29 protein-coding genes and 1 riboswitch are annotated in these 24,082 nt (G+C 31.8%); of the genes, 4 read left to right on the forward strand and 25 right to left on the reverse strand.

Annotated features, from left to right (window positions below; genetic code table 11):
- Positions 1 to 11 precede the first annotated feature (11 nt).
- From buk to LQ673_RS06305, 3 genes are all read right to left on the reverse strand, one after another.
- Entirely contained in the window at positions 12 to 1,073 is a 1,062-nt protein-coding gene (gene buk, locus LQ673_RS06295; protein ID WP_191835601.1) for a butyrate kinase, read from the reverse strand.
- Positions 1,073 to 2,173 (reverse strand): Glu/Leu/Phe/Val dehydrogenase dimerization domain-containing protein, encoded by a 1,101-nt coding sequence (locus tag LQ673_RS06300; protein WP_025904931.1) that lies wholly within the window; start codon positions 2,171 to 2,173, stop codon positions 1,073 to 1,075. The genes buk and LQ673_RS06300 overlap by 1 nt, the downstream gene beginning before the upstream one ends.
- 209 nt (positions 2,174 to 2,382) lie before the next feature.
- Positions 2,383 to 3,273 (reverse strand): phosphate acyltransferase, encoded by an 891-nt coding sequence (locus tag LQ673_RS06305; RefSeq protein ID WP_191835602.1) that lies wholly within the window; start codon positions 3,271 to 3,273, stop codon positions 2,383 to 2,385.
- Between the two features lie 120 nt (positions 3,274 to 3,393).
- Here LQ673_RS06305 and LQ673_RS06310 point away from each other — a divergent pair, with 120 nt between their 5' ends.
- A complete protein-coding gene (locus LQ673_RS06310; protein WP_025904933.1) occupies positions 3,394 to 3,651 on the forward strand; it encodes a DUF2627 family protein in 258 nt (85 codons plus the stop codon).
- Positions 3,652 to 3,653: 2 nt separating this feature from the next.
- On the opposite strand, the gene LQ673_RS06315 is transcribed toward LQ673_RS06310, so the two are convergent.
- From LQ673_RS06315 to LQ673_RS06375, 13 genes are all read right to left on the reverse strand, one after another.
- Positions 3,654 to 4,358: a response regulator gene (locus tag LQ673_RS06315; RefSeq protein ID WP_025904934.1), complete on the reverse strand. Its 705-nt coding sequence runs from the start codon at positions 4,356 to 4,358 to the stop codon at positions 3,654 to 3,656.
- Between the two features lie 23 nt (positions 4,359 to 4,381).
- Entirely contained in the window at positions 4,382 to 6,058 is a 1,677-nt protein-coding gene (gene recN, locus LQ673_RS06320; RefSeq protein ID WP_191835603.1) for a DNA repair protein RecN, read from the reverse strand.
- 17 nt (positions 6,059 to 6,075) lie between these two features.
- A complete protein-coding gene (ahrC, locus tag LQ673_RS06325; protein WP_025904936.1) occupies positions 6,076 to 6,528 on the reverse strand; it encodes a transcriptional regulator AhrC/ArgR in 453 nt (150 codons plus the stop codon).
- A 148-nt stretch (positions 6,529 to 6,676) separates the two neighbouring features.
- The gene (dxs, locus tag LQ673_RS06330; RefSeq protein ID WP_191835604.1) at positions 6,677 to 8,545 is read right to left on the reverse strand and encodes a 1-deoxy-D-xylulose-5-phosphate synthase; all 1,869 of its coding nucleotides are present in this window, start codon (positions 8,543 to 8,545) and stop codon (positions 6,677 to 6,679) included.
- 56 nt (positions 8,546 to 8,601) lie between these two features.
- Positions 8,602 to 9,480: a polyprenyl synthetase family protein gene (locus tag LQ673_RS06335; protein ID WP_126477500.1), complete on the reverse strand. Its 879-nt coding sequence runs from the start codon at positions 9,478 to 9,480 to the stop codon at positions 8,602 to 8,604.
- Positions 9,461 to 9,652, reverse strand: a complete 192-nt coding sequence (xseB, locus tag LQ673_RS06340) for an exodeoxyribonuclease VII small subunit (protein WP_153653573.1) — start codon at positions 9,650 to 9,652, stop codon at positions 9,461 to 9,463. Before xseB ends, LQ673_RS06335 begins: the two co-directional genes overlap by 20 nt.
- A 32-nt stretch (positions 9,653 to 9,684) precedes the next feature.
- Entirely contained in the window at positions 9,685 to 11,010 is a 1,326-nt protein-coding gene (gene xseA / locus LQ673_RS06345) for an exodeoxyribonuclease VII large subunit (protein ID WP_191835605.1), read from the reverse strand.
- 12 nt (positions 11,011 to 11,022) lie between these two features.
- Positions 11,023 to 11,415, reverse strand: a complete 393-nt coding sequence (gene nusB, locus LQ673_RS06350) for a transcription antitermination factor NusB (RefSeq protein ID WP_025904941.1) — start codon at positions 11,413 to 11,415, stop codon at positions 11,023 to 11,025.
- A gap of 56 nt (positions 11,416 to 11,471) precedes the next feature.
- A complete protein-coding gene (locus LQ673_RS06355; RefSeq protein ID WP_025904942.1) occupies positions 11,472 to 11,831 on the reverse strand; it encodes an Asp23/Gls24 family envelope stress response protein in 360 nt (119 codons plus the stop codon).
- A gap of 12 nt (positions 11,832 to 11,843) precedes the next feature.
- Positions 11,844 to 13,202 (reverse strand): acetyl-CoA carboxylase biotin carboxylase subunit, encoded by a 1,359-nt coding sequence (gene accC / locus LQ673_RS06360; protein ID WP_025904943.1) that lies wholly within the window; start codon positions 13,200 to 13,202, stop codon positions 11,844 to 11,846.
- A 1-nt stretch (position 13,203) separates the two neighbouring features.
- Complete coding sequence (accB, locus tag LQ673_RS06365; protein WP_126477501.1) at positions 13,204 to 13,653, reverse strand: acetyl-CoA carboxylase biotin carboxyl carrier protein; 450 nt, start codon at positions 13,651 to 13,653, stop codon at positions 13,204 to 13,206.
- Between the two features lie 181 nt (positions 13,654 to 13,834).
- Complete coding sequence (efp, locus tag LQ673_RS06370; protein WP_025904945.1) at positions 13,835 to 14,392, reverse strand: elongation factor P; 558 nt, start codon at positions 14,390 to 14,392, stop codon at positions 13,835 to 13,837.
- A gap of 25 nt (positions 14,393 to 14,417) precedes the next feature.
- A complete protein-coding gene (locus LQ673_RS06375; RefSeq protein ID WP_275583255.1) occupies positions 14,418 to 15,473 on the reverse strand; it encodes a M24 family metallopeptidase in 1,056 nt (351 codons plus the stop codon).
- A 99-nt stretch (positions 15,474 to 15,572) separates the two neighbouring features.
- Here LQ673_RS06375 and LQ673_RS06380 point away from each other — a divergent pair, with 99 nt between their 5' ends.
- Complete coding sequence (locus LQ673_RS06380; RefSeq protein WP_191835606.1) at positions 15,573 to 16,163, forward strand: hypothetical protein; 591 nt, start codon at positions 15,573 to 15,575, stop codon at positions 16,161 to 16,163.
- 55 nt (positions 16,164 to 16,218) lie between these two features.
- Complete coding sequence (locus LQ673_RS06385; protein ID WP_025904948.1) at positions 16,219 to 16,431, forward strand: SA1362 family protein; 213 nt, start codon at positions 16,219 to 16,221, stop codon at positions 16,429 to 16,431.
- 28 nt (positions 16,432 to 16,459) lie between these two features.
- Here LQ673_RS06385 and LQ673_RS06390 read toward each other — a convergent pair whose 3' ends face one another.
- Positions 16,460 to 17,290 carry a lipoate--protein ligase family protein gene (locus LQ673_RS06390; RefSeq protein WP_191835607.1) on the reverse strand — a complete coding sequence of 277 codons (831 nt, stop codon included), beginning with the start codon at positions 17,288 to 17,290 and terminating at the stop codon, positions 16,460 to 16,462.
- A 120-nt stretch (positions 17,291 to 17,410) separates the two neighbouring features.
- Between LQ673_RS06390 and LQ673_RS06395 the strand changes: the two genes are divergently transcribed.
- Positions 17,411 to 17,791, forward strand: coding sequence for a rhodanese-like domain-containing protein (locus tag LQ673_RS06395; RefSeq protein WP_025904950.1), 381 nt, complete (start codon positions 17,411 to 17,413; stop codon positions 17,789 to 17,791).
- A gap of 44 nt (positions 17,792 to 17,835) precedes the next feature.
- Here LQ673_RS06395 and gcvPB read toward each other — a convergent pair whose 3' ends face one another.
- The 8 genes from gcvPB to comGC form a co-directional block, all read right to left on the reverse strand.
- Positions 17,836 to 19,311 carry an aminomethyl-transferring glycine dehydrogenase subunit GcvPB gene (gcvPB, locus tag LQ673_RS06400; protein ID WP_037588250.1) on the reverse strand — a complete coding sequence of 492 codons (1,476 nt, stop codon included), beginning with the start codon at positions 19,309 to 19,311 and terminating at the stop codon, positions 17,836 to 17,838.
- Positions 19,304 to 20,647 carry an aminomethyl-transferring glycine dehydrogenase subunit GcvPA gene (gcvPA, locus tag LQ673_RS06405; RefSeq protein WP_191835608.1) on the reverse strand — a complete coding sequence of 448 codons (1,344 nt, stop codon included), beginning with the start codon at positions 20,645 to 20,647 and terminating at the stop codon, positions 19,304 to 19,306. Before gcvPA ends, gcvPB begins: the two co-directional genes overlap by 8 nt.
- Before the next feature lie 11 nt (positions 20,648 to 20,658).
- Entirely contained in the window at positions 20,659 to 21,747 is a 1,089-nt protein-coding gene (gene gcvT, locus LQ673_RS06410; protein WP_126477617.1) for a glycine cleavage system aminomethyltransferase GcvT, read from the reverse strand.
- A gap of 80 nt (positions 21,748 to 21,827) precedes the next feature.
- A riboswitch (glycine riboswitch) is annotated at positions 21,828 to 21,923 on the reverse strand.
- A gap of 16 nt (positions 21,924 to 21,939) precedes the next feature.
- Positions 21,940 to 22,428, reverse strand: coding sequence for a shikimate kinase (locus tag LQ673_RS06415; RefSeq protein ID WP_037588260.1), 489 nt, complete (start codon positions 22,426 to 22,428; stop codon positions 21,940 to 21,942).
- Positions 22,429 to 22,662: 234 nt separating this feature from the next.
- Positions 22,663 to 23,058, reverse strand: coding sequence for a competence type IV pilus minor pilin ComGF (locus LQ673_RS06420; RefSeq protein ID WP_239705292.1), 396 nt, complete (start codon positions 23,056 to 23,058; stop codon positions 22,663 to 22,665).
- A gap of 13 nt (positions 23,059 to 23,071) precedes the next feature.
- Positions 23,072 to 23,353, reverse strand: a complete 282-nt coding sequence (gene comGE, locus LQ673_RS06425; RefSeq protein ID WP_126477507.1) for a competence type IV pilus minor pilin ComGE — start codon at positions 23,351 to 23,353, stop codon at positions 23,072 to 23,074.
- The gene (gene comGD / locus LQ673_RS06430; RefSeq protein WP_126477618.1) at positions 23,337 to 23,786 is read right to left on the reverse strand and encodes a competence type IV pilus minor pilin ComGD; all 450 of its coding nucleotides are present in this window, start codon (positions 23,784 to 23,786) and stop codon (positions 23,337 to 23,339) included. The genes comGE and comGD overlap by 17 nt, the downstream gene beginning before the upstream one ends.
- Positions 23,764 to 24,081 (reverse strand): competence type IV pilus major pilin ComGC, encoded by a 318-nt coding sequence (gene comGC, locus LQ673_RS06435; protein ID WP_037588275.1) that lies wholly within the window; start codon positions 24,079 to 24,081, stop codon positions 23,764 to 23,766. Before comGC ends, comGD begins: the two co-directional genes overlap by 23 nt.
- Between the last annotated feature and the right edge of the window lies 1 nt (position 24,082).

The raw sequence follows: 24,082 nt of genomic DNA on the forward strand, positions 1-24,082 counted from the left end.
AGTATTACTCCTTATTCATATGACTTGGTACTAATTTTACCGTGTAAGAGGTCCATTACGCCAATATTTAAGGCGTGCATTTCTTTTTCTCCTTTATATATAGTAACATTTTGTAGCCAAGATACATATTGTTTTACTTTATTTGTGATATATTTTGAATAACTTAATCCGCCAGTTATGATAATTTGATCGATTTGACCTTCTAAAACGACCGCGCAAGACCCTATTGATTTAGCAATTTGATAACACATAGCATCTAAGACAAGTTTAGCAGTTTTATCGCCATTTTCCATCATTTGTTCTACTTTTAAACAATCATTTGTACCAAAATATGATAATAACCCAGAATTTTTACTTAATTCATTATTAGCTTCTTTAGCATTTAAATCGTGATCAATAACCCATTTAATTAACGCATCATTTGGAATGGAGCCAGCTCTTTCAGGACTAAATGGACCCTCGCCTAACAAGCCGTCATTAACTTCGATGACTCTTCCTTTTCTATGAGCACCTACACTTATACCGCCTCCAAGATGTGCGACGATGACATTAATATCTTCATATGCTTTGTTCATATCAGCTGCATATTGTTTAGCGACTGATTTCTGGTTTAATGCATGGAAGATACTGCGTCTTTCAATACCTTTAATGCCAGTAATTCTTGCTTCAGGTATTAATTCATCTACGACGACTGGATCAACAATATAAGCCTGTATATTTAATTCTTTAGCAAATGTATAGCCGATAATACCACTTAAATTTGAGGCATGATATCCATATTTAAAAGATTTCAAGTCTTGATACATGATGTTATTAACAAGATATGTTCCACCTTGTATAGGCTTTAAAACACCACCCCTACAAGCAATAGCATCTATTGCTTGTAGTGAGATATGATGTTGGTTTAATGAGTTCTTGATACTTTCAAGTCGAAATGGGACTTGATCAATTAATGGAAGATTAGTTTGATCGATATCATGTCTGATAACATCTTCAAATAACATATCATAGTTATTAAATACTGCAACTTTAGATGATGTGCTTCCTAAATTAAGTACAAGAATTTTTTTCATTATTTTTTACCTCTAGAAATGATAGATCTTTCAGTTTTCAAGAAATTACTTCTTACATTCATAAGTTGTTCAATGCGTTCTTCAGCTAAAATTTCAGCTGCACGTGCAGTAGTAATTTGATCTCGCTTACTAATTTCAAATACTTTATCCATTTGGTCATAGATTTTTTCAATGTTTGAGATAGCACGTACTTCATTGTATCCATCTAATTCATCCGCAACGTTGATAACACCACCAGAGTTAGCAACGAAGTCAGGCGCATATACAATACCTTTATCTTCTAATTGAGCACCGTGTACATCTATGTCTTGTAATTGGTTGTTTGCACTACCACATACGACTTTCACTTTTAAGCGTGCAATAGTATCGTCATTTAATACGCCACCTAAAGCACAAGGTGCAAAGATATCAGCATCTACATCATAAATATCATTAATACCGACACTTTGAGCGTTGAAGTCATTTACAACTCTATCAACAGCTTCTTGGTTAATATCCGTTACAACTAATTGAGCACCTGCTTCATGTAAATAACGACATAGTTCGTAAGCAACGTGTCCAACACCTTGAACAGCAACTGTTTTCCCGTTTAAGTCATCTGTTCCAAATGCTTCTTTAGCTGCGCGTTTCATAGAAACAAATACACCTAATGAAGTTTTAGGACTTGGGTTACCACTAGATTGGTGGCTTTCAGATAAACCAACTACGTAATCAGTTTCTTCAAAGATAATATCCATATCGTCTTCAGTCGTTCCTACATCTTCAGCAGTAATATAACGACCATTTAAACTTTCTACATATCTACCTAAAGCTCTAAATAAAGCTTCTGATTTATCTTTTTTAGGATCTCCGATAATAACTGTTTTACCGCCACCTAAGTTTAAACCAGCTGCAGCATTTTTATATGTCATACCTCTTGATAAGCGTAATGCGTCATTAATAGCTTCTTCTTCACTTTCATATGGCCACATTCTACAACCACCAAGCGCTGGTCCTAATGTTGTATCATGAATCGCAATGATTGCTTTTAATCCTGAACTTTTATCGTGACAAAATACGATTTGCTCATAGTCATATTTTTCTATCGTTTCGAATAACATAATAATCCCCTTTTCAACTTTTATATAATAACTTCATTTCTAATTTTACATGAAATGTTTTATTTATCAAATAAATTGACGAAAAATGATAGCGCTTACAAAAAGTAAAAATTTTTAGAAAATTCAATCTTTATTGATATAAAAGCATTGTAAGCTCTTTCAATACTTTGAAATAAAGAGTATAGTTATTAATTTGTTATTATAATATACTAAATAAGCATTAACGCACTACAAATAGAATGAAATTTATCTTGTGATGAATCTGATCTAGAAGTTAAAATTATGGGTATTTTTGCACCAATTATAACAGATGCTACATCAGCGTTCGATAAATATACGAGAGATTTATATAAAATATTGCCACTTTCAATTTGAGGGACGATTAAACCATCAACATTACCTGATATTTTTGAATCTATTTTTTTAATAATGGATGCCTTTTTATTAATTGCAGCATCAAATGCAATTGGACCTTCTATTTCAAGGTCTGGTTTTTCTTGATTGAGATAAGATACCACTTCTTTCGCATCAACCGACGACTGCATTTTCGAATTTACATTTTCAATTGCAGAAAGCACCCCTATTTTAGGTGAGTCGATACCAATTTTTTTGAGTGAATAAACTAAATTCGATGTGATTTCAATTTTTTGTTCGATATTTGGTGCAATGTTCATTGCAACATCTGATACGGTTAACATCTTGTGATACTCAGGTATATTAAATATTGCGATATGACTCATTCTATAGTTGGTCTTCAAGTTATATTTATCTTTTAAAACTTCTTTCAATAATTCTGAAGTTGAAATTAATCCTTTCATTATTAAGTCTGCTTTTCCATCTGCTACAGCTTGTACACATTGCGATACAGTATGTTCTTCGTTAAGTGTTTGAATAATTTCTATTCTATTTAATTCTTCATGTGTTAAATTAAATGACCTGATCAACTCATCTTGTGGTCGTTCATCAAACAACATGAATCTAGCTTTTGTATGTTTAATCGCTTTTACAATTGCTTTAATGACACCTTCATCATTTGATTTACATACAGCAATTGTAGCTGATATATTTTGACCATTTTTTATCATATCTTTAAAAAGCATTTAATCCCCTCCTATTACTATCATAATCAAATTGTACCGTTTATTCCATTTTTTCAATGTTTACTTTTACTCATTATCTCATATATAATATAAGTTATTAATTAATAGGAGTTTTAACTTATGCAAAAGTATATTGCATTACTCATTTTGGTCATACCAGGTATCATTGCAGGACTAGGTATTAAATGGATGAGAGATGCTGTTTTTGGACAACTTGTTCCACAATTACATTTTATTTGGTTACAGTTTTTATTAGGCTTTATCTTCTTTGTATTTGGTGTAGTGTTCATTGGGGGTTATATACTGCATCGTGAAAAGAAAAATAAACGCGCACAAGAACATTTTATGAAGAAACAAAATGCCAAAAAAAGAGACTAGGCTTACCTAGTCTCTTTTTTAAACTTTTCATATAGATGTAATAAAAACTCACCATTTGTAGGTCGTACATACAATTTTTCGCTATTATACCAATAGGACTTTAATTCTTTATCCCAAGCTAATTTAATAGCATGCCTGATAGACCTTTCCACATTATTCGCTTGAATATTATAATTTTGAGAAATTAAAGGATATAGTTCTTTAGTTAACGGCATCTTACGATTATATTGAAGCATAAGGTGTACACCATACTTAATATATTCGTACCCGTTTAAATTTGATGAAAATCCAATCTTCTCTAGTAATAAATCTAAAGCGTCCATTTCTTCTATATTAGAATCTGTTGTTGTTAATACACGTTGTATCGTATCTAACAAGACATCAAACTCAACAGGTTTAATTAAGAAGTAATCTACTCCTAATGAAACAGATTCTTTTAAGACATCATCACTTACAAAAGCACTCATACATATCACTTTAAATTGCTTATTTTGTTTTATATATTTTTTAAGCAAAGTCATGCCATCAATGTGTGGCAAGATTAAGTCTAATAGAAGAACATCGAAAACTTCTCCATTTAAAATGTCGAGTGCCTCTTTACCGTTGTATCCAATATTAACAATTTCAATATCGTGTTTCTTTAAATATTGTGCCATTTCACTAACATATGCTTTCGAGTCTTCTATTATTGCTACCTTAATTACCATGCTTAACACCCTAACGAATCATTCTATTTTAAATTTTTGTTTTGTATAATCATTTCTTTAGCGTGTTGTCGTGTTAATTCTGTAACTTCAACACCTGATATCATTCTTGCTATTTCATCTATCTTATCTTCACCATCTAATTGTTTTATAGAAGTCGTTGTTCTATCATTTACGGTTTCTTTAGCAATATACAAATGATTATCACTTATTGCAGCGACTTGAGGTAAATGAGAAATACATATCACTTGAAGTGTTTGCGCTATTTGATGCATTTTTTCAGCCATTTTTTGTGCGACTCTTCCAGATACACCTGTATCTACTTCATCGAATAAAATTGCTGTTTGTCCTTTTGAAGAAACAAATATACTTTTCAACGCAAGCATTATTCTTGAAAGTTCGCCGCCAGAAGCTATTTTATTTAAGCTTTTTAATGGTTCGCCTTTATTTGGACTGATTAAGAATTCTACTTCTTCTAAGCCATATTGAGTAGGCTTCGTTTTAGTAAATGTAATTTCAATATTCGCATCTTGCATGTGTAAATTCTGTACTTCTTCAACTAATCTATCTCTCAGGTTCAACGCAACTTGTCTTCTTTTAGCTGATAGTGCTTCACCGTATTTTACAACGTTTGTATGAAGATCATTAATTTCTTCACGTAATTGAGAAGTACTTTGTTCATAGTTCTCAATTTTATAAATTTCATCGTCAATTTTATCTCTATATTTGATTAATTCAGGTATGCTTTTGCCATATTTACGGTTGAGATCTGTGAGTACATTTAATCTAGACTCATACTCATTTAGTAAAGATTCATCAAAGTCATTAGACGTTAACTCATTATATAGTTCATGTTTATAGTCTTCTAAAGTGTAATACATTTGATCTAATTCTTCACTAAAAGCAGTGTATTTATCTGGAATTATATCGTTTATATGTTGAATTTCTTGATTAAGCTCATAAATTTTATCAGTAATGTTTTCTTCACTACTCAATAACATATGCGCTTTATTAAGACTTTCGTTTATTTTTTCGTGATTTTGAAGTTTCTTAATTTCTTGATTCAAAAAGTCAATTTCGTCTTCTTTTAAATTCGCGTCTTGTAATTCATCTCGTTGGAATTTTATTAAATCTAATCTTTGTAATAATGCTTGGTCTTGAGATTCTAACTTTTCAAGTTCTTGTTTCTTTAAGCGATAAGATTGAAAAGTTTCGTCGTATTGATCAATTTCAGCTTGATAAGTACCATCAGCATAATCATCTAACAATGATAAATGATATTTAGGTTTAAGTAATATTTGTGTTTCATGTTGTCCATGAATATCAAGTAATTCTTGCATAACAATTTTCAAATCAGATAGCGTTACATTCTGATTATTTAATTTACATATACTTTTCCCTGAAGCAAAGATTTCTCTTTTTACAAATAAGAAATCTTCGTCAAAGTCGATATCTAACTCACTTAAGATCTTATTGACGTTAGGTACATTATCAATATCAAATACGCCTTCAATTATCGCCTTCTGTTCGCCATGTCTCACGAAACTTTGTGAGGCTCTTGCACCTACTAACTGACCAATAGCATCTATAATAATAGATTTACCAGCACCAGTTTCACCGCTTAAAACAGTTAGTCCACCCGAAAAATTAATTTCTAAAGATTCAATTATAGCGAATTGTTTAATTGTAAGTGCTTGTAACATTGTATATTAAATCTCCTTTAAAGCATATTAAAAATTCTATCCGTTATCACTTCAGCTGCTTCTGTATCTTTACAAATAATTAAGCAAGTGTCATCACCGCATATCGTCCCAATTACTTCTGTCCAATCGATTTGGTCAATTATTGCACCGATTGATTGCGCATTACCTGGTAATGTTTTAAGTACTAATAAATTATCTGCTCCGTCAATTTTTACAAATGAATCCATTAAATATCTACCTAATTTATCAATCGGGTGATATTTACGGTCTCTAGGTAAACTATAGATATACTGACCAGAAGGTGCAGGAACTTTAATTAATTGAAGTTCTTTAATATCACGAGATATAGTAGCTTGTGTGATATTCAAATCATATTCATTTAGCCTTTTGACTAATTCTTCTTGTGTTTCAATTTGTTCGTTAGAAATTATTTCTCTTATCTTAATCTGACGCATTGTTTTGTTCGCCATTACATACACCTCTGTTAATGAATATTTATACACTTATAATAGCATAAAATTGAAAAAAATAGTAATGTAAGCGCTATAAACATTTAAATGACGCTTTAGATATACTAAAGCGCCTTTTTCAACATAAATATTCATATATTTCTCTTAACTACTTAATTAAAGATTTGACGGTAGATATAATATTTGATTTAGAGATACCAATATCTTCTAATAATAAACCTACATCACCGTGCTCAATGTACGTGTCATTTATGCCTATTCTACGCATAGTATTATGATAATCATTGTCATTCATAAAAGTAGCAATTTGACTTCCTAAACCACCAGTCAACATAGCTTCTTCAACTGTCAGGATCGGTTTAGACGCTTTACCGAGATTATGAAGCATGTCATAGTCCATAGGTTTTATAAACCGAGCATTAATGATATTGATATGGATATCTTCTTTTAATAGTTCGTCTGCTACATCTTTTACAAGTGATACTGTTGGCCCATAACTTATAATTGTTAAATCATCACCATTTCTTTCAACATTCCAAGATCCTATTTTGAGTAATTCGCTATTTTTAGAATCATCAAGTAAAGGCGCATTGCCTCTTGGATATCTAATCGCCATTGGACCATGGTCAGTTTCAAAAGCAGTTTTGATCATATTTTTCGCTTCATTTCCGTCTTTAGGCATCATAATTGTAAAGTTAGGAAATTGACTTAAAAAGCCAACATCAAAGACACCTTGGTGTGTCTCTCCATCTGCTCCAACAAGGCCTGCCCGATCAACACCAAATAATACGTTTAAGTTTTGACGGTCTACATCATGTAACAATTGATCGTAAGCACGTTGCATAAAAGTTGAATAGATTGCGACATATGGTTTCATGCCTTGTGTTGCTAGTCCTGCTGCCATCGTAACAGCATGCTGTTCAGCAATACCTACATCAAAAAATTGTTCAGGTAATGTTTGTTGAAATTTTGTTAATTTTGATCCTACAGGCATAGCTGGCGTGATTGCAACAATTCGTTTGTCTTGTTGCGCATATGCTAATACTTCATCACTCATTAAAGCACTCCATGCAGGACCTTCAGCATTTCCTTTTATCACTTCACCCGTTTCAAGCTTATATGGTCCTAAACCATGCCAAGTTCCAATTATATCTTTCTCAGCAGGTTTATAACCTTTCCCTTTCTTAGTCACAACGTGTATGAGAACAGGTTTGTCCATTTGTTTAGAAACGGTGATCGCTTCATCTAATGCTTTAAAATTATGTCCATCTACAGGTCCAATATATTTAATGCCGAGTTCTTCAAAGAAAATGCCATCTACGACTAAATATTTTAAACTGTCTTTAATTTTATCCGCAGAGTCTTTTAACAAATCTCCACCAGGTAGTCTATTAATTAAACTTTCAGCATCAAATTTAAAGCGATTATAATTTTGGTTTGATCGTATTCTTGCAAACATATTGTGCATTGCACCGACATTTGGTGCGATACTCATTTCGTTATCATTTAAAATAATCGTTAAATTTGTTTTGTCATGGCCTATGTGGTTTAATGCTTCTAGTGCCATACCACCTGTTAGAGCACCATCACCAATTACAGGTACAACATGATGATCTTGTCCTAATATATCTCTCGCTTTTGCCATCCCCACAGCTGCAGATAAAGAAGTTGAACTATGTCCAGCTTCCCACACATCATGTTCGGATTCTTTCATTTTAGGAAAACCACATAATCCTTTATATTGTCGCAAAGAATTAAATTCGTGGCCTCTTCCGGTTAATATTTTATGAATGTATGTTTGATGTCCAACATCCCATAATATCTTATCTACAGGGCTATTAAAATGTTTATGTAGACTCAATGTTAATTCAACCACACCTAAATTTGCCCCAATATGTCCGCCAGTTACTGAACAAGTTTCAATTAAAAATTTCCTAATGTCACTGCTCAGTTGTTCAAGTTCTTGATGAGAAAAATCTTTGAGGAAGGATGGGTTTTTTATTTTTGAAACATCCATTTTTTAACCACCTTTAGCCCGATTCTTGTGACCAGTCATCTTAATTATTAGATAGATTAATTTTCTCTATTTGCAAATAATTTTGTGAGAGACTTGAGTTCTTCAGTGTTATATTGATCTTCTAATTGTTCAAGTAAATATAACGCTTGATTCACATGTTGTTCTAAAGCAACTTTAGTATTCGTCTTACCTAATAGTGACACATAAGTACTCTTATGATTCGCAACGTCACTACCAACTGACTTACCTATTTTATCGAAATCCCCTTCAATATCTAGTAAATCGTCTTTAATTTGGAATATTAATCCTAATTCTTGGCTAAATGAATCAAGTAATAAGAATGTCTTACTATTAACTTTAGCGATTGTGCAAGCTGCAACAACAGAAAAACGGATCAGTGCACCAGTTTTATATCTATGGATTTTGCGTAATGTATCTAGCGAAATTTCTTTGTTTTCACTTTCCATATCTAACACTTGTCCACCTACCATACCTTGATGGCCTGCTGATTCAGAAAGCAATCTGATTAATTTCACTTTGTCGTCAGCTTCTATATATGTATCTTTAGTTATCAGTTCAAAAGCTTTTGTTAATAGTGCATCACCAGCTAAGATTGCAGTCGCATCACCATAGATTTTATGATTCGTTTTCATTCCACGTCTATAATCATCGTTATCCATAGCTGGTAAATCATCATGTATAAGGGAATATGTATGTATCATTTCAAGTGCTTTTGCAGTTTCCATTCCTTTATTAATATCTGTCTTTAACATCGATAAAGTCATTAATAATAGTACAGGACGAATACGTTTACCACCTGCTAATAAAGAATAGCGCATACTTTCTTCTAATTGTGTATTTACAACTGAATCTAGTTTCGTTTGATTAAGTGATTCAGTGAACTTGTCTACATAACTATTCATGATTTGACTCATCTGAATCACCTTCTTTTTGAACAAGTTTATTTACTTTATCTTCAGCTGCTTTAAGTTTCGTTTCACATTTACTACTTAATTCAATACCTCTTTGATAAAGTTCAATTGATTCCTCAAGAGAAATATTTTCTTCGTCTAATTTACCGACGACTTTTTCTAATTCTTCCATCATTTCTTCAAAAGTTTGTTCTTTAGCCACATTTGTCACCTAATTTCCTTAACATTAGCATTTATTTTACCATCTTTTAAATTGATTGTAATATCATCGTCAATTTTTAAATCATTTTTGCTTGTAATGATTTTATCATCTTTTTCGATGATTGAATAACCTCTTAACATGATTTGAGTCGGACTTAACGCATCTAATTGCGCTAACTTGCTAGTCAGAGCTTGTCTTTTTTGACTGATAATACGATTAACGAGCTGAGTTTGAAGCATATTTAAACGATCAAAATCTTGTCTAAATTGAAAAGTCTTACTATAAATTGGTGTGATTCGCAATTTATTTTGTAAGATATCTAGCTTATGATTATTACGCGTAACAGTCTGTTCTAAATTTCTAGATAATTGTTTTTGTAATTCATCTAACTTCTGTGTTTCTTGATCATATAGCAACGAAGGCGTCTTCAATTTATAATATGATGAAAGTTGTTTTAATTTATGTTTATCTTGCAGTATAGATTGCGTGATATGTTTTGTTAAATACTGTCTAGCATTTGAAATCAGTTGATACAGCGCGTTAATATCTGGTGTTGCAATGACTGCAGCTTGTGTTGGCGTTGCAGCTCTTACATCACTGACAAAATCACTTAATGTCGTATCAGTTTCATGACCAACTGCTGAAATAACAGGCGTCTTACAATGATAAATGGCTTCTACAACTTCTCTTTCATTGAAGCTCCATAAATCTTCAATAGATCCACCACCACGACCAACGATAATAACATCAACGCCCATGGAATCAGCTTCTTTGATGTTGTTAATGATATTATCCTTAGCTCCTTTACCTTGAACTAACGTGCTCATTAACACTTGTTCTGCAAGTGGATATCGCTTATCTAAAGTAGAACATATATCTCTTATTGCAGCGCCAGTCGATGCTGTCAACACAGCGATTTTCTTAGGATATTTAGGTATACTTAATTTATGTTCTTGGTCAAAGTAGCCTTTTTCTGCTAATTCTTTTTTGAGTGCTTCAAATTTTTCATAAAGAAGACCAACACCATCTAATTGCATAGATTGAACATAAATTTGGTATGCACCTCTTGATTCATAAACCCCAATTCTACCTTCAACAAGTACTTGGTCACCTTCTTTAGGATTAAATGACAATTGATTCGCACTCGATTTAAACATCATTGCACTGAGTACACCTTTATCGTCTTTTAAGGCAAAGTAAAGATGACCACTTGAATGTCTTTTAAAGTTTGATATTTCACCTTTAATAAAGACATTAAGTAGATGTGGATCTTGATCAAATTTATATTTGATATATTTAGTTATTGCTGTAACTGATAAATACTTATCCATTTATATCACTCTTTAACTTTTTGATAAACTGCTTAATACACCATTAATAAATTTATAGTGATCATCATCACTGTATACTTTCGCAATTTCTACTGCTTCATTAAATATAACTTTCTCTGGTGTATCTGTATATTTTAATTCATAAGTTGCCATTCTCAAGATGATTCTATCAGTCTTAAGTAAACGGTCTAATGTCCAGTTTTTTAAATGTGGACTTACAATTTCATCTAATTCGTCTTTTTTCTCTATCACTTCTTTAACAAAGTTCTTCACGTATAAATATTGTTCACCTTTAAAATCTTCTACTAAATATTGAATCGCTTCTTCTACTGTTAAATCAGTTTTGTTATTTTCTAATTGATATAGTGATTTAAAGACAATCTCTCTTAGTTCTGTTCTTTTCATATTCTTCTCCTTCAAAGAATAAGAGGATGCACGCATCCTCTTAATTAATCATTTTATTATTGGAAATGTATATTAACGATATGTACATTAACTTCTTTTGGTGTTAATGCCGTCATCGTATTTAATGCTTGTTTAATTTCTGATTGTACTTTACGTGCTGTTTCAGAAATTTTTGTACCGTAGTCAAATGTACAGTAGACATTAATGTAGATGCCGTCTTCTTTAATATCGACTTTAATACCTTTACCAAAATTCTTTTTCCCGAATTTTTCTAAGGAATTCTTATTAAAAACGGATTGCATATGAGATACACCTTTAATGTCAGTAGTCGCAATGCTCGCAATGACCTCAATAACTTCTGGCGCAATCTCTATTTTACCTAAAGAAGGCTTTTTATTTTCAATTGTTTTAGCCATTTGAATCCCTCCCTATTTGTCTTCATTATTTATAATATCATGAATCTCTAGGAAATTGGTATTAAAATCACCTGATTCAAATACATCATTTTCTAACAATCTTAAATGGAATGGGATCGTTGTATCTATGCCAGCAACTAAAAATTCTGATAAAGCTCTTTTACCGATTTGAATTGCATCTGTTCTATCTTTACCATGAACAATAAGCTTCGCAACCATTGAATCGTAATAAGGCGGAATCGTATATCCTGTATAACAAGCTGAATCAATACGCACACCAAATCCACCTGGTGTTAAATATTGATTAATTTTACCTGGTGATGGCATGAAATTTTTAAATGGGCTTTCTGCGTTGATTCTAAATTCAATCGCATGTCCACTCAAGTCAACTTCTTCTTGTGTAACAGGTAAAGTTTCACCACTTGCTACTTTTAGTTGAAGTTTAACTAAATCCATTCCAGTTACCATCTCAGTAACAGGATGTTCTACTTGAATACGCGTATTCATTTCCATGAAATAGAACGTTTCAGCATCTAAATCATAAATAAATTCAATTGTACCAGCATTTTCATAATTAACGGCTTTAGCTGCTCTAATAGCCGCTTCACCCATTTCTTTACGCATTTCTTCAGAAAGGACTGGTGATGGCGATTCTTCTACTAATTTTTGCATACGTCTTTGGATCGTACAATCACGTTCACCAAGATGTATAACATTACCTTCTGAATCACCCATTACTTGAATTTCAATATGTCTAAAGTTTTCGATGAACTTTTCTAAATACAAACCTTTATTTCCGAATGCTGTTTCAGCTTCTTGTTGTGTCATTCTAAATCCTGTTACAAGCTCTTCTTCATTACGTGCAATTCGGATACCTTTACCGCCACCACCGGCAGTAGCTTTAATAATAACGGGGTAACCAATTTTCTTCGCACATTTCTTTGCAATTCTTACTGTATCTACTAAACCATCACTACCAGGCACAACAGGTACGTTCGCTTTGATCATTTCTTCTTTCGCAACGTCTTTAATACCCATCTTCTGGATAGATTGATAACTAGGTCCAATAAATTTAATTTGGCATGCTTCACACATTTCAGCAAAATCACTATTTTCGGCTAAGAAACCATATCCAGGATGGATACCGTCACAACCTGTTGATTTTGCAATTGAAATAATATTAGGAACGTGAAGGTATGAATCTTTAGATTGTGTCGGTCCAACACAATAAGCTTCATCTGCTATTTGAGTATGTAATGCATCTTTATCAGCTTCTGAATAAATTGCGACCGTTTGTATGTCTAATTCTCTACAAGCTCTAATGATTCTTACTGCAATTTCCCCTCTATTTGCAATTAATACTTTTTTCATATTACTTCACCTTGAATAACGGTTGGCCATACTCTACCATTTGTCCGTCTTCAACTAATATTTCAGTGATTTCACCAGAAACTTCTGCTTGAATTTCATTAAATAATTTCATTGCTTCTAAAATACATACAGTTGTATCAGCTTCTACACGTGAACCTACTTGAACATATGGACCTTCATCAGGAGATGGTGATTTATAGAATGTACCAACCATTGGCGCATTAATTGTTAAACCACTAGGTGCTTCTTGTTCAACATTTTGTTGTGGTGCTGATTGAGTTGCTTGTTGTGGTTGTTCTGCAACGACATTTGTTGCCCCTTGGCTATAAATGACTTCTTGTTTAATATCTTTTTTTAAAGTTAGTTTAAAATCTTTATCATTAATATCAATTTCAGTTAAAGAAGAATTATCTAACACATCAACTAGTTCTTTAATTTGTTTTAAGTTCATTTGAAAAACTCCTTTTAAATTCTAATACGTTACACTTCATACATTTTACTTTAGTGGTCATACCAATTCAAGAGATTTTAATATTTAATTATAATTGTAAATAAGATACATTCCTAATTTAACCAAAATGATTGAGGCCAGGACACAAGTTACTGTCCCGGCCTCATTTTAATGTTTAATATTAACCTCTTGATACGTAGCTTCCATCAGTAGTATTAATGACAAGTAAATCACCTTCATTAACAAATAACGGTACGTTTAAACTATAACCTGTTTCAACTGTAGCTTGTTTAGTTGCACCAGTTGCTGTATCACCTTTAATACCAGGTTCAGTTTCTGTTACTTGAAGTGTAACTGTATTTGGTAATTCAATACCAATTGTTTCACCTTCGTAAGATTGGATTTGAACTTCCATATTTTCTTTAATAAATTTAAGTTCATATTCTAGTTTATCACCAGGTAACTCTAGTTGATCGTAAGTTTCGTTATCCATGAACACATGGCTATCACCATTAGCATATAGATATTGCATACGACGATTATCGATTTGAGCTTTTTCAACTTTTTCACCGGCTCTAAAAGTTTTCTCTTGGATTGCACCAGTTCTTAAGTTTCTTAATTTAGAACGTACGAATGCCGCACCTTTACCTGGTTTTACGTGTTGGAAGTCCATAACTTTCCAAATACCATTATCAACTTTAATTGTTAAACCTGTTTTAAAATCATTAACTGAAATCATTCATTTTCCTCCTATTTATACCTTCTTATAAAATAATAAGGTCTTTTGAAGATTTAGTAAAGCGCTGTAAGCCATTTTTTGTAACTAATACGTCATCTTCTATTCTAACGCCACCTAAACCATCTACATAAATACCTGGTTCTAATGTGATACACATATTTTCTTCAAGTACGATATCGGATTTTTGAGATAGTGCTGGACCTTCATGTACTTCTAACCCAATACCATGTCCTAATGAATGACCAAATTGTTCACCGTAGCCATAACTTTTAATAACATCTCTTGCAATTGTATCTGCTTCTTTACCTGTCATACCCGGTTTAATTTGTTCTAAAGCTGCTAATTGTGCTTCTAAAACAATATTATAGATTTTCTTCATTTCTTCTTTAGGTTCACCAATAGCAAATGTTCTCGTAACATCACTCACGTAACCTTCATATAATGCACCGAAGTCTAAAGTAATCATATCTCCTTCTTCGATAACTTTATTACTTGCTACACCATGCGGTAATGCACCACGGTGACCTGAAGCAACAATCGTATCAAATGAAGAACATGTTGCACCTTTACTTCTCATGAACATTTCCATTTCATTATTCACTTCATTTTCAGTCATGCCTGGTTTAACCCATTTTAAAATGTGTTCATATGTTTCATCTACAATGTCAGCTGCTTTTTGAATTTGTTTAATTTCAAATTCGTCTTTAATCATTCTGATTGTTTCAATAACATCTTCAATAGAAGAAAGTTCAACTGCATCTGTATTTAATGCTTGATATTCATTAAAAGTAATTAAATGTGCTTCAACGCCAACTTTTTTATATTGACCTTCTTTAATCAGTTCATTAATCTTACCTAACATTGGTCCTTCTTGATTAATAACTTCAAAATCTTGAGCTTGATCATTCGCTTGTTGAATGTATCTAAAGTCTGTAATTAAAAGGGATTTATCTTGTGTAATTAGTAGACTACCACTTGTCCCTGTAAATCCAGAAAGATATCTTCTGTTATACGGTGATAGAATTACAACTGCTTCAAGACCTTTTTCATTCATGACTTCTCTTAATTTATTAATTTTCATAATTATCCCCTTTCTATTTGTACAATAAATCTATATACATTAAAATAATATCATACATATCGAAATTTTTTCACAGTAAAACATTGGGAGTAAATAAACATGAGAAAAACAATTATAACAATCATGGCAAGTACAGTTGTCTTATCTGCGTGTGGAAATGATAAAGTTCAACAACTTGAAGAAAAGAAGTCTTCATTAAAAAGTGATAATCGAAAATTAAAACAAGAAGTATTAGACTTAGAAGATAAAAACAAAACATATAAACAAAAAGAAAATAGTGTTAAAAGCAAAATTAAAAAAAATGAACAAGAGTCGTCTAGCCAGTTTACAACTCAATATTTAAAGTCATCTACAAAATTTGTAAATGAAACGAAAACGAATATAGCGAGTTATAACAAAATCAAGAAAAATGTAACTTCAAAATTCGACGATGAACATACTAAAAATGAATTAGAAAATATTTATCATAATCAAGAAAATATTACTGATAGATATAAAAATGAAATGAAAGGTAAATCTATTCCTAAAGATTATAAATCTCTTCATAAAAGCATGTTAAAGTTATCAACAAGTTTTGAAAAAGTGTTTAAAGATTTAAATGATGCCTACAATAAAAAGGATAAAAAAGATGTTCAAAAAGCTATTGATGAACTTCATGGATTAGACAAAGAGATAGGTCAAATTGAGTGAGATTATACATAAAATGTGCTATATTAAATAGACTAATAATTTAAGGTGAGATTTTATGAAAAATGTTTTATTCTATTTAATTATTGCTATAGCAGTTTTTGGATTAATTATGAATCTTGATTTCTTTATCATGGGCTTCATTCGTATGATTGTCTCATTTATCATATTCGGATTAATCATCTATCTAATTTACTATTTCTTCTTTTTAACGCCAGATCAACGAAAATATAAAAAAGCCATGCGCAAACAAAAGCGTAGAAATAGATAAAAAAAGAGACTTCAATAGTCTCTTTTTTTTACTTTCTATAAGTCCATTCTTCTGATTTATATTTTTCTTCTAATTGTTTAATTTCAGCAAGTTGTTCTTCAGTAAATTCAAGTGGTTTATATTCAATATCTAAACCTTTCTTGAATCCTTCAAAAAACGCTGTTTCCATTTCTTCTAAAGTGATGTATTTATCTGATAAATCATTGATAGCAACTGCTTTATCTGTAAATGCAGCTTTCATTTTATCTTTTAGACGATCATTTCTATATATAAACATATCGAACAATTCATCAACATCTATATCTTGTAAAATTGAACCATGTTGCAAGATAACGCCTTTTTGACGTGTTTGTGCACTGCCTGCTATTTTTCTATCTTCTACAACAAGTTCATACCAACTTGGCGCATCAAAACAAACTGAACTACGTGGTGCCTTAAGTTTATCTCTTTCTTCTTTTGTCTTTGGAATTGAAAAATATGCATCAAACCCTAACGACTTGAATCCTTCTAACAATCCTTCTGAAATGACTCTATATGCTTCAGTTACCGTTTTAGGCATATTGGGATGCGATTCTGGAACGATGACGCTATAAGTTAACTCTTTATCGTGTAAGACACCTCTACCTCCTGTAGCACGTCTTACAAGTCCAAAACCTTTTTCTTTTACTTTTTCAATATCAATTTCTTTAGTTAGTTTTTGAAAATATCCAATTGATAACGTAGCTGGACCCCATGTGTAAAATCTAATAACCGGATCGATTTCTCCTCTACTCACAAAATTCATAAGTGCTTCATCAACTGCCATATTATAATATGGATTATTCGATTTCGTGTTTATAAAGTGCCAAGTTTCTTTCACAATTAAAACTCCTATTCAATTAATTCTTATGTACTTTTCTATTTTAGCAAAAAAATTTTGATAAATCTCACAAGAAATCTTATAATAAGGGTATCGACTTGAATTGGGAGGAATCAGACCATGAATTATTGGTATATCGCGCTCATAGTCCTAGTCTTGATTATCATTTATATGGCAATTAACTATTCATTAAATAAGCGCGCAGTAAAAGAATTAGATCAAAATGAATTCCATAAGGGATTAAGAAAGGCACAAGTTATAGACTTGCGTGAAAAGGCTGATTTTGACTATGGTCATATTATCGGGGCAAGAAATATACCGATGAGTGTATTTCGTACAAGATATCAAGGTTTACGTAAAGACCAACCTATATATTTTTGTGACGCAAATGGCGTAGCAAGTTATAGAGCTGCTAGAATGATGAAGAAAAAAGGTTACACTGAATTATTCATGCTTAAAGGCGGCTATAAAAAATGGACTGGTAAAGTTAAATCTAAATAAAATTAAAGCGTCTTGGTCGTTAAATGCGACCAAGACGCTTTTTATTATGCTTTTTCTTCTTTTAGTAATTCAAATTTAAGTACTGGTTTTCTTGCTGCTTGTGTTTCATCTAATCGACCAATGACAGTTGTATGTGGTGCTTCTAATACAACTTCTGGTGTTTCTTCTGCTTCTTTAGCAATTTGAATAAGCGTATCGCAGAATGCATCTAATGTTTCTTTAGATTCTGTTTCTGTTGGCTCAATCATCATACATTCTTCCACGTTGATTGGGAAGTAAATTGTTGGTGGATGGAAGTTAAAGTCTAAGAGACGTTTAGCAATATCCAATGTTCTTACACCAAGTTTTTTCTGTCTTGAACCACTGATTACGAATTCGTGTTTACAGTGTTGTGTATATGGTGTATCAAAGTGATCTTGTAATCTTCTCAACATGTAATTAGCGTTTAATACTGCTGTTTCTGAAACTGCTTTTAATCCATCTGGGCCCATCGTTCTAATATAAGTGTAAGCTCTTAAATAGATACCGAAGTTACCGAAGAATGGTTTAACTCTTCCGATAGATTGTGGCATATCATGTTCGAATTTAAATGTATCATTTTCTTTTACTACTGTTGGTTTAGGTAAAAATGGTACTAAATCTGCTTTAACACCAACTGGTCCTGAACCAGGTCCACCGCCTCCATGAGGTCCTGTGAATGTTTTGTGTAAGTTTAAGTGAACAGCGTCAAATCCCATATCACCAGGTCTAACTTTACTCATAATTGCATTTAAGTTAGCACCATCGTAATACAATTTACCACCTGCTTGGTGTACGATTTCTCTGATTTCTAAAATATCTTCTTCGAATAAACCTAATGTGTTAGGGTTCGTTAACATAATAGCGGCTGTGTCATCTCCAACTACACGTTTTAAGTCTTCGATATCAACTAATCCTTTTTCATTAGATTTTACAGTTACTGTATCGAAACCTGCTACTTTTGCAGAAGCTGGATTCGTACCGTGAGCTGAGTCTGGAACAATAACTTTCGTTCTATTGAAATCGCCATTTGCTTCGTGGAAAGCTTTAATCATTAATAATGCTGTCCATTCACCGTGCGCACCTGCTGCAGGTTGAAGTGTTACTTCATCCATACCCGTAATTTCTTTTAAATGTTCTTGTAAATCATAAATGATTTCTAATGAACCTTGTACAGTTGAAACATCTTGTAATGGATGTGCGTTTGCAAAGCCAGACATTCTAGCGACTTTTTCATTAATTTTAGGATTGTATTTCATCGTACATGAACCTAAAGGATAGAATCCTGTATCTACACCATGGTTTTTATTAGATAATTCAGTGTAATGGCGCATTAAATCTAATTCACTAACTTCTGGTAATTCTGCTTTTTGTTTTCTTGTAAATTTATCTCCTAAAAGATCTTGAACATCTTGTGTTTCAACATCTTTTTCAGGTAAAGAATATGCAAATCTATCTTTTCTAGATCTTTCAAATATTAATTCGCTTGATGGTTTACGCACTGTATTCACCTACTTTTTTGATAAATGTGTCGATTTCTTCTTTTGTTCTTAATTCTGTTACTGCAATTAACATATGATTGTTGAATGCTTCGTCGATGAAACCTAAGTCAAATCCACCAATAATACCTTCTTCAAGTAATTCAGCGTTGATTTCACTTATCGGTTTGTTAAATTTAACAACAAATTCGTTGAATGAAATACCTTCTAACACATCAAATCCAGCTTCTTGCATTTTTTGCTTCATGTAAGTTGTCTTTTCCATGTTAAGTTTAGCCATTTCAAACACACCATTTTTACCTAATGCACTCATACAAACTGATGCTGCTAATGCATTTAGAGCTTGGTTAGAACAAATATTTGATGTCGCTTTATCTCTTCTAATATGTTGTTCACGTGCTTGTAGCGTTAGAACAAAGCCTCTATTGCCATCTTCATCTTGAGTTTGACCAACTAAACGTCCTGGTAGTTTTCTCATAAGTTTCTTGGTAGATGCAAAATAACCACAGTGAGGTCCACCATATTGTGCTGGAATACCGAATACTTGTGCATCACCAACAACAATATCAGCACCGAATTCACCAGGAGGTGTAATTAATCCAAGTGATAAAGGATTGCTTGATACGATAAATAAAGCTTTTTTATCTTCAATTAATTGTTTAATTGCCTCTAAGTCTTCTAAAGAACCAAAGAAGTTAGGATATTGAACACATACTGCTGCTGTATCGTCATCGATAACTGCTTTTAACTTTTCTAAGTCCGTAACAGTTCCGTCTAAATCAACTTCAACTACTTCAATGTCTTGAGCTTTTGTATAAGTTTTAAGTACTTCTATAGATTGATAATGTACAGATTTAGATACAATTACTTTTGATTTCTTAGTATGACCTGCTGCAAGAACAGCAGCCTCAGCAAAAGCAGTTCCACCATCATACATAGATGAATTGGCTACATCCATACCAGTTAATTCGCAAATTAAAGTTTGAAATTCAAAAATAGCTTGTAATTCACCTTGTGAAATTTCTGGTTGATAAGGTGTGTAAGCAGTATAAAATTCTGAACGAGATATAACATGATCTACAACAGTTGGAATATAGTGATCATAAACACCTGCACCTAAAAATGAAGCATGTGTTTCACTTGTAATATTTTTGTTCGCAATTTGAGATAGTTCACGTAATAAAGGCGTTTCAGCTTTCTTTTCTTTAATATTTAACGGTTTATTAAACCTTACAGATTCAGGTATATCCGTAAATAATTCATCTACAGATTGAATACCAATGACATCTAACATTTCAGATTTATCTTTTTCAGTTAAAGGTATATAGCGGTGACCCATTTTATTCACTCCTATGATTTAAATGATGATTTTTTAACAATTTTAGCTTTTACTTGTCTTTTTCTAACTTGTATTAAAATTTCTTTATCTAATTCAAATGCACCCTTCTCAATTAATCCCATAGCAATTGATTTGCCAGTTGATGGAGACTGAGTTCCAGAAGTTACATAACCAATTTCATTACCATCAGTATCTAGAATTGCATAATCTGTTCTCGGTATGCCTTTATCAATCATTTCTATACCGATTGATTTTCTTGGCGCACCATTTTCTTTTTGAGCTTTCAATACATCTTTGCCAATAAAGTCATCTTCAATTAATGGTTTAACTGCAAAGCCAATGCCAGCTTCATATGGTGTGATTTGTTCAGATAAATCTTGACCATGTAATGGTAAAGCAGCTTCAAGTCTTAAAGTATCACGTGCACCAAGACCACATGGAACAACATTTTCGTTTATAAATCCATCCCAAATTGCTTTAGTGTCTGCAGCATCACAATAAACTTCGAAACCATCTTCACCTGTGTAACCAGATTGAGATAATATAACTTCTTTCCCGAATAGTGTTACATTTTGTTTAAATTCAAACATTTTCATTTCTGATACATCATCACTGACTAATTTTTGAATTAGTTCGCGTGCTTCTGGACCTTGGATTGCTAATTGGCCATATTCAGAAGATTTATTTTCAACATTTACATTAAAATCTTTAATTGATTTTAACCATTCGAAGTCTTTATCTGTATTACCTGCATTGACAACTAAGAAATAAACTTTGTCGTCTAATTTATAAACAACTAAATCATCAATTACACCGCCATCTTGGTTACATAGCGTTGTATATTGAGCTTTACTATCCGTTAATAATGTTGAATCATTCGTTAAAGTGTATTGAATAAACTGATCCGCTTCTTCACCTGTAACGAGAATTTCACCCATGTGACTCACATCAAAAATACCAACATTATTTCTTACTGCATTGTGTTCCTCTTTAATACTTGAAAATTGGACTGGTAAAGCCCATCCAGAAAAATCAATTACTTTAGCACCTTGATCTATATAAGTTTGATACAAAGGTGTTTGTTTTAAATCTGTCGTCATCATAACTCTCCCCTTCTGAATATGTATAATAAAAAAACAGGGTAGCTTTCGCTACCCTGTTGAAGTGCTCTTCAGGAATGCGTCACAAAGTTATCCTTTTGCCTGAGAGATTCACTCAAATCTGGCTTGCTCCTTCGGCGATGAATATATCATTCATTCTCTCTAACTTTGATCATTCGCAAATATTTAAGCTTATAGAGATTCAATAATCTCACTTGCAACTACTTCTCTAGGTCTGTTAGCATCAATATGCTTGAATGCGATTTCATTATAACTTAATTCTCGTTTTGAATACAAGGTTTTTAATTCATTTAATGACTTTCCGTTAGCATTTGGTCTGTTGTTATCATGATTAATTCTATTAAATAGAATTTCGACATCACATTTTAACCAAAAAGTATTGTCATTTTGCTTTAATAATTCTTTGCATAATTCCGATTCTACAATACCGCCACCAGTTGAAATAATCACATCTTGGTCAATCCATTTTTTTAAAGCTTGATACTCTAAATCTCTAAAATGTTTTTCACCATATTTTTCAAAAATTTGTGGGATTGGTAATTGAGTTGTTTCAACGATATAAGTATCTATATCTACTAAACTTTTATCATAATGTTCGCTCAACAAATTTCCGATAGTTGTTTTGCCAACACCCATAAATCCAATTAATACGATTGACATTAAATCTACTCCTCAGTTGTTTCATTTCAACTTAAACTTTATTCTATCTCATTATTCAGAAAATAAAAAGCTTAAAATTATTTATTTATCATTATTTTTATTTCACGTATATAGTATTGTTCTAAATTGTGATAAGTATTAAGCTTAAAGCTATATTGTACTAAGTAAAATGACAAAAAGGAACTATAAATAAATAATATCCCAAGTAGTAACGGTAAAATAAAACCAGCATCGTTAGAAATAAATTTCTTCATGTAATTCTTTATCGCCTTTTCTTATTATAATAAATACTTTAAATGTTTCGTTAGATATCTTATCTACTTGAAAAGTCTTCACATTATTAATTAAAGTGATGTTTCCGCGACCATTTATAGTTTTTATTATCTTTCCATTTAATAATGTGAATTCTGTAGAACGTGTTTCATTTATGAATTTAATCCTGTTTTGAGCATTGTCTAATTTTATAGTACTTTCTTTTATTTCATCGGAGAGTTCTTTTCTAAACATCATCAATTCAAAATGCGTATGATCCATTGCATTATCTTTAAACAAATAAAGACTCTTAATGAGCAATGGAATTAATGCCAATATAATTAATAAAAATGATAACGACAGTAGCATTTCTATCATCGTAAAGCCTTTACTATTTTTCAATACATATTTTTTCATTTTTTAATTCATCTTTCATACAAACTTTTGTATTAAACTCTAAATATTTATATCTCTTTACATCATATTTTGGTTCGTTAGATTTTGATTGTACTGTTTGATAAAGCATTTGATAAAGCTTTATTCTATAGTGTTCACGAGTGATATTTTCATTTAATGTTGAAACTAAAGGAAGTAATGTCCCACTCAGTAACATTATGATAAAAATTGACAACATAAAATCTATAAACACATACCCATCATGTCGTTTCAACAATTCTATATCTCCCTTTCTCGATGCGAAAAATAACATGATACTTTCTTTCATTAAATTCCACTTTTAAAGTACCAAATTGGTTAATATTCCCCTCTCCATCAAAAACTAATGTCGTAAACTCATTATTTTTAGAAATACGACCTTTATAGAGTGAAATGGTTTGAATCTGATTCTTCTCAATTTGATAAAATATTTTATCTGAATTAGGTTTAAACCAAACTAATATAGGTTGCTTTTGAGATAGAGATTTCGTTTCTAAAAACTCTAGCTTCGTTTCAAAATCATCTATGCCATTATTTAATCCACTACTTGCCAATGCGTTTACAGATAAATACATTGTCACCATAAAGATAATACTGATGATCGATAGAACAATAATCATTTCCACCAGCGTAAAACCTTTATTATCATTAATGTGCAACAACTTCACCATTTTCAAGTGTAATTGTCTCACCTGATTTACATGTCAGTTGCTTTTGATTAATATAACCATCACTTACTAAATCATTTATAGAATTTGGTTTAGCGTCGTGTTTCAATGTATAAGCTTCTACTTGTCCAGCAACCATTTTCACTTGAGCTTGGCATCCAGTACTTTTTACCGTCTCTGATTGCTTACTTATGTTTGGTATGATGATCACCAATAATATACTTATGATTAAAAGGACAATTAGCATCTCAACCAATGTAAATCCTTCTTTTTTACTTAAAAATTTAAATCTTTTCATT

Source organism: Mammaliicoccus sp. O-M54 (genome assembly GCF_022386035.1).
GTDB classification, from domain to species: Bacteria; Bacillota; Bacilli; order Staphylococcales; family Staphylococcaceae; genus Mammaliicoccus; species Mammaliicoccus sciuri_A.

Excerpts from the sequence above, each read along its gene's own strand:
- xseB (WP_153653573.1), bottom strand. The coding sequence starts at position 9,652 with ATGATGGAAGAATTAGAAAAAGTCGTCGGTAAATTAGACGAAGAAAAT.
- buk (WP_191835601.1), bottom strand. The coding sequence starts at position 1,073 with ATGAAAAAAATTCTTGTACTTAATTTAGGAAGCACATCATCTAAAGTT.
- ahrC (WP_025904936.1), bottom strand. The coding sequence starts at position 6,528 with ATGGCGAACAAAACAATGCGTCAGATTAAGATAAGAGAAATAATTTCT.
- LQ673_RS06385 (WP_025904948.1), top strand. The coding sequence starts at position 16,219 with ATGAAAAATGTTTTATTCTATTTAATTATTGCTATAGCAGTTTTTGGA.
- gcvT (WP_126477617.1), bottom strand. The coding sequence starts at position 21,747 with ATGACGACAGATTTAAAACAAACACCTTTGTATCAAACTTATATAGAT.
- efp (WP_025904945.1), bottom strand. The coding sequence starts at position 14,392 with ATGATTTCAGTTAATGATTTTAAAACAGGTTTAACAATTAAAGTTGAT.
- LQ673_RS06335 (WP_126477500.1), bottom strand. The coding sequence starts at position 9,480 with ATGAGTCAAATCATGAATAGTTATGTAGACAAGTTCACTGAATCACTT.
- accB (WP_126477501.1), bottom strand. The coding sequence starts at position 13,653 with ATGAACTTAAAACAAATTAAAGAACTAGTTGATGTGTTAGATAATTCT.
- LQ673_RS06355 (WP_025904942.1), bottom strand. The coding sequence starts at position 11,831 with ATGGCTAAAACAATTGAAAATAAAAAGCCTTCTTTAGGTAAAATAGAG.
- dxs (WP_191835604.1), bottom strand. The coding sequence starts at position 8,545 with ATGGATGTTTCAAAAATAAAAAACCCATCCTTCCTCAAAGATTTTTCT.
- LQ673_RS06395 (WP_025904950.1), top strand. The coding sequence starts at position 17,411 with ATGAATTATTGGTATATCGCGCTCATAGTCCTAGTCTTGATTATCATT.
- LQ673_RS06375 (WP_275583255.1), bottom strand. The coding sequence starts at position 15,473 with ATGAAAATTAATAAATTAAGAGAAGTCATGAATGAAAAAGGTCTTGAA.
- LQ673_RS06300 (WP_025904931.1), bottom strand. The coding sequence starts at position 2,173 with ATGTTATTCGAAACGATAGAAAAATATGACTATGAGCAAATCGTATTT.
- LQ673_RS06305 (WP_191835602.1), bottom strand. The coding sequence starts at position 3,273 with ATGCTTTTTAAAGATATGATAAAAAATGGTCAAAATATATCAGCTACA.
- nusB (WP_025904941.1), bottom strand. The coding sequence starts at position 11,415 with ATGAAAAGAACAGAACTAAGAGAGATTGTCTTTAAATCACTATATCAA.
- comGC (WP_037588275.1), bottom strand. The coding sequence starts at position 24,081 with ATGAAAAGATTTAAATTTTTAAGTAAAAAAGAAGGATTTACATTGGTT.
- LQ673_RS06380 (WP_191835606.1), top strand. The coding sequence starts at position 15,573 with ATGAGAAAAACAATTATAACAATCATGGCAAGTACAGTTGTCTTATCT.
- LQ673_RS06420 (WP_239705292.1), bottom strand. The coding sequence starts at position 23,058 with ATGATAGAAATGCTACTGTCGTTATCATTTTTATTAATTATATTGGCA.
- gcvPA (WP_191835608.1), bottom strand. The coding sequence starts at position 20,647 with ATGGGTCACCGCTATATACCTTTAACTGAAAAAGATAAATCTGAAATG.
- xseA (WP_191835605.1), bottom strand. The coding sequence starts at position 11,010 with ATGGATAAGTATTTATCAGTTACAGCAATAACTAAATATATCAAATAT.
- LQ673_RS06315 (WP_025904934.1), bottom strand. The coding sequence starts at position 4,358 with ATGGTAATTAAGGTAGCAATAATAGAAGACTCGAAAGCATATGTTAGT.
- LQ673_RS06415 (WP_037588260.1), bottom strand. The coding sequence starts at position 22,428 with ATGTCAATCGTATTAATTGGATTTATGGGTGTTGGCAAAACAACTATC.
- recN (WP_191835603.1), bottom strand. The coding sequence starts at position 6,058 with ATGTTACAAGCACTTACAATTAAACAATTCGCTATAATTGAATCTTTA.
- accC (WP_025904943.1), bottom strand. The coding sequence starts at position 13,202 with ATGAAAAAAGTATTAATTGCAAATAGAGGGGAAATTGCAGTAAGAATC.
- LQ673_RS06310 (WP_025904933.1), top strand. The coding sequence starts at position 3,394 with ATGCAAAAGTATATTGCATTACTCATTTTGGTCATACCAGGTATCATT.
- comGD (WP_126477618.1), bottom strand. The coding sequence starts at position 23,786 with ATGGTGAAGTTGTTGCACATTAATGATAATAAAGGTTTTACGCTGGTG.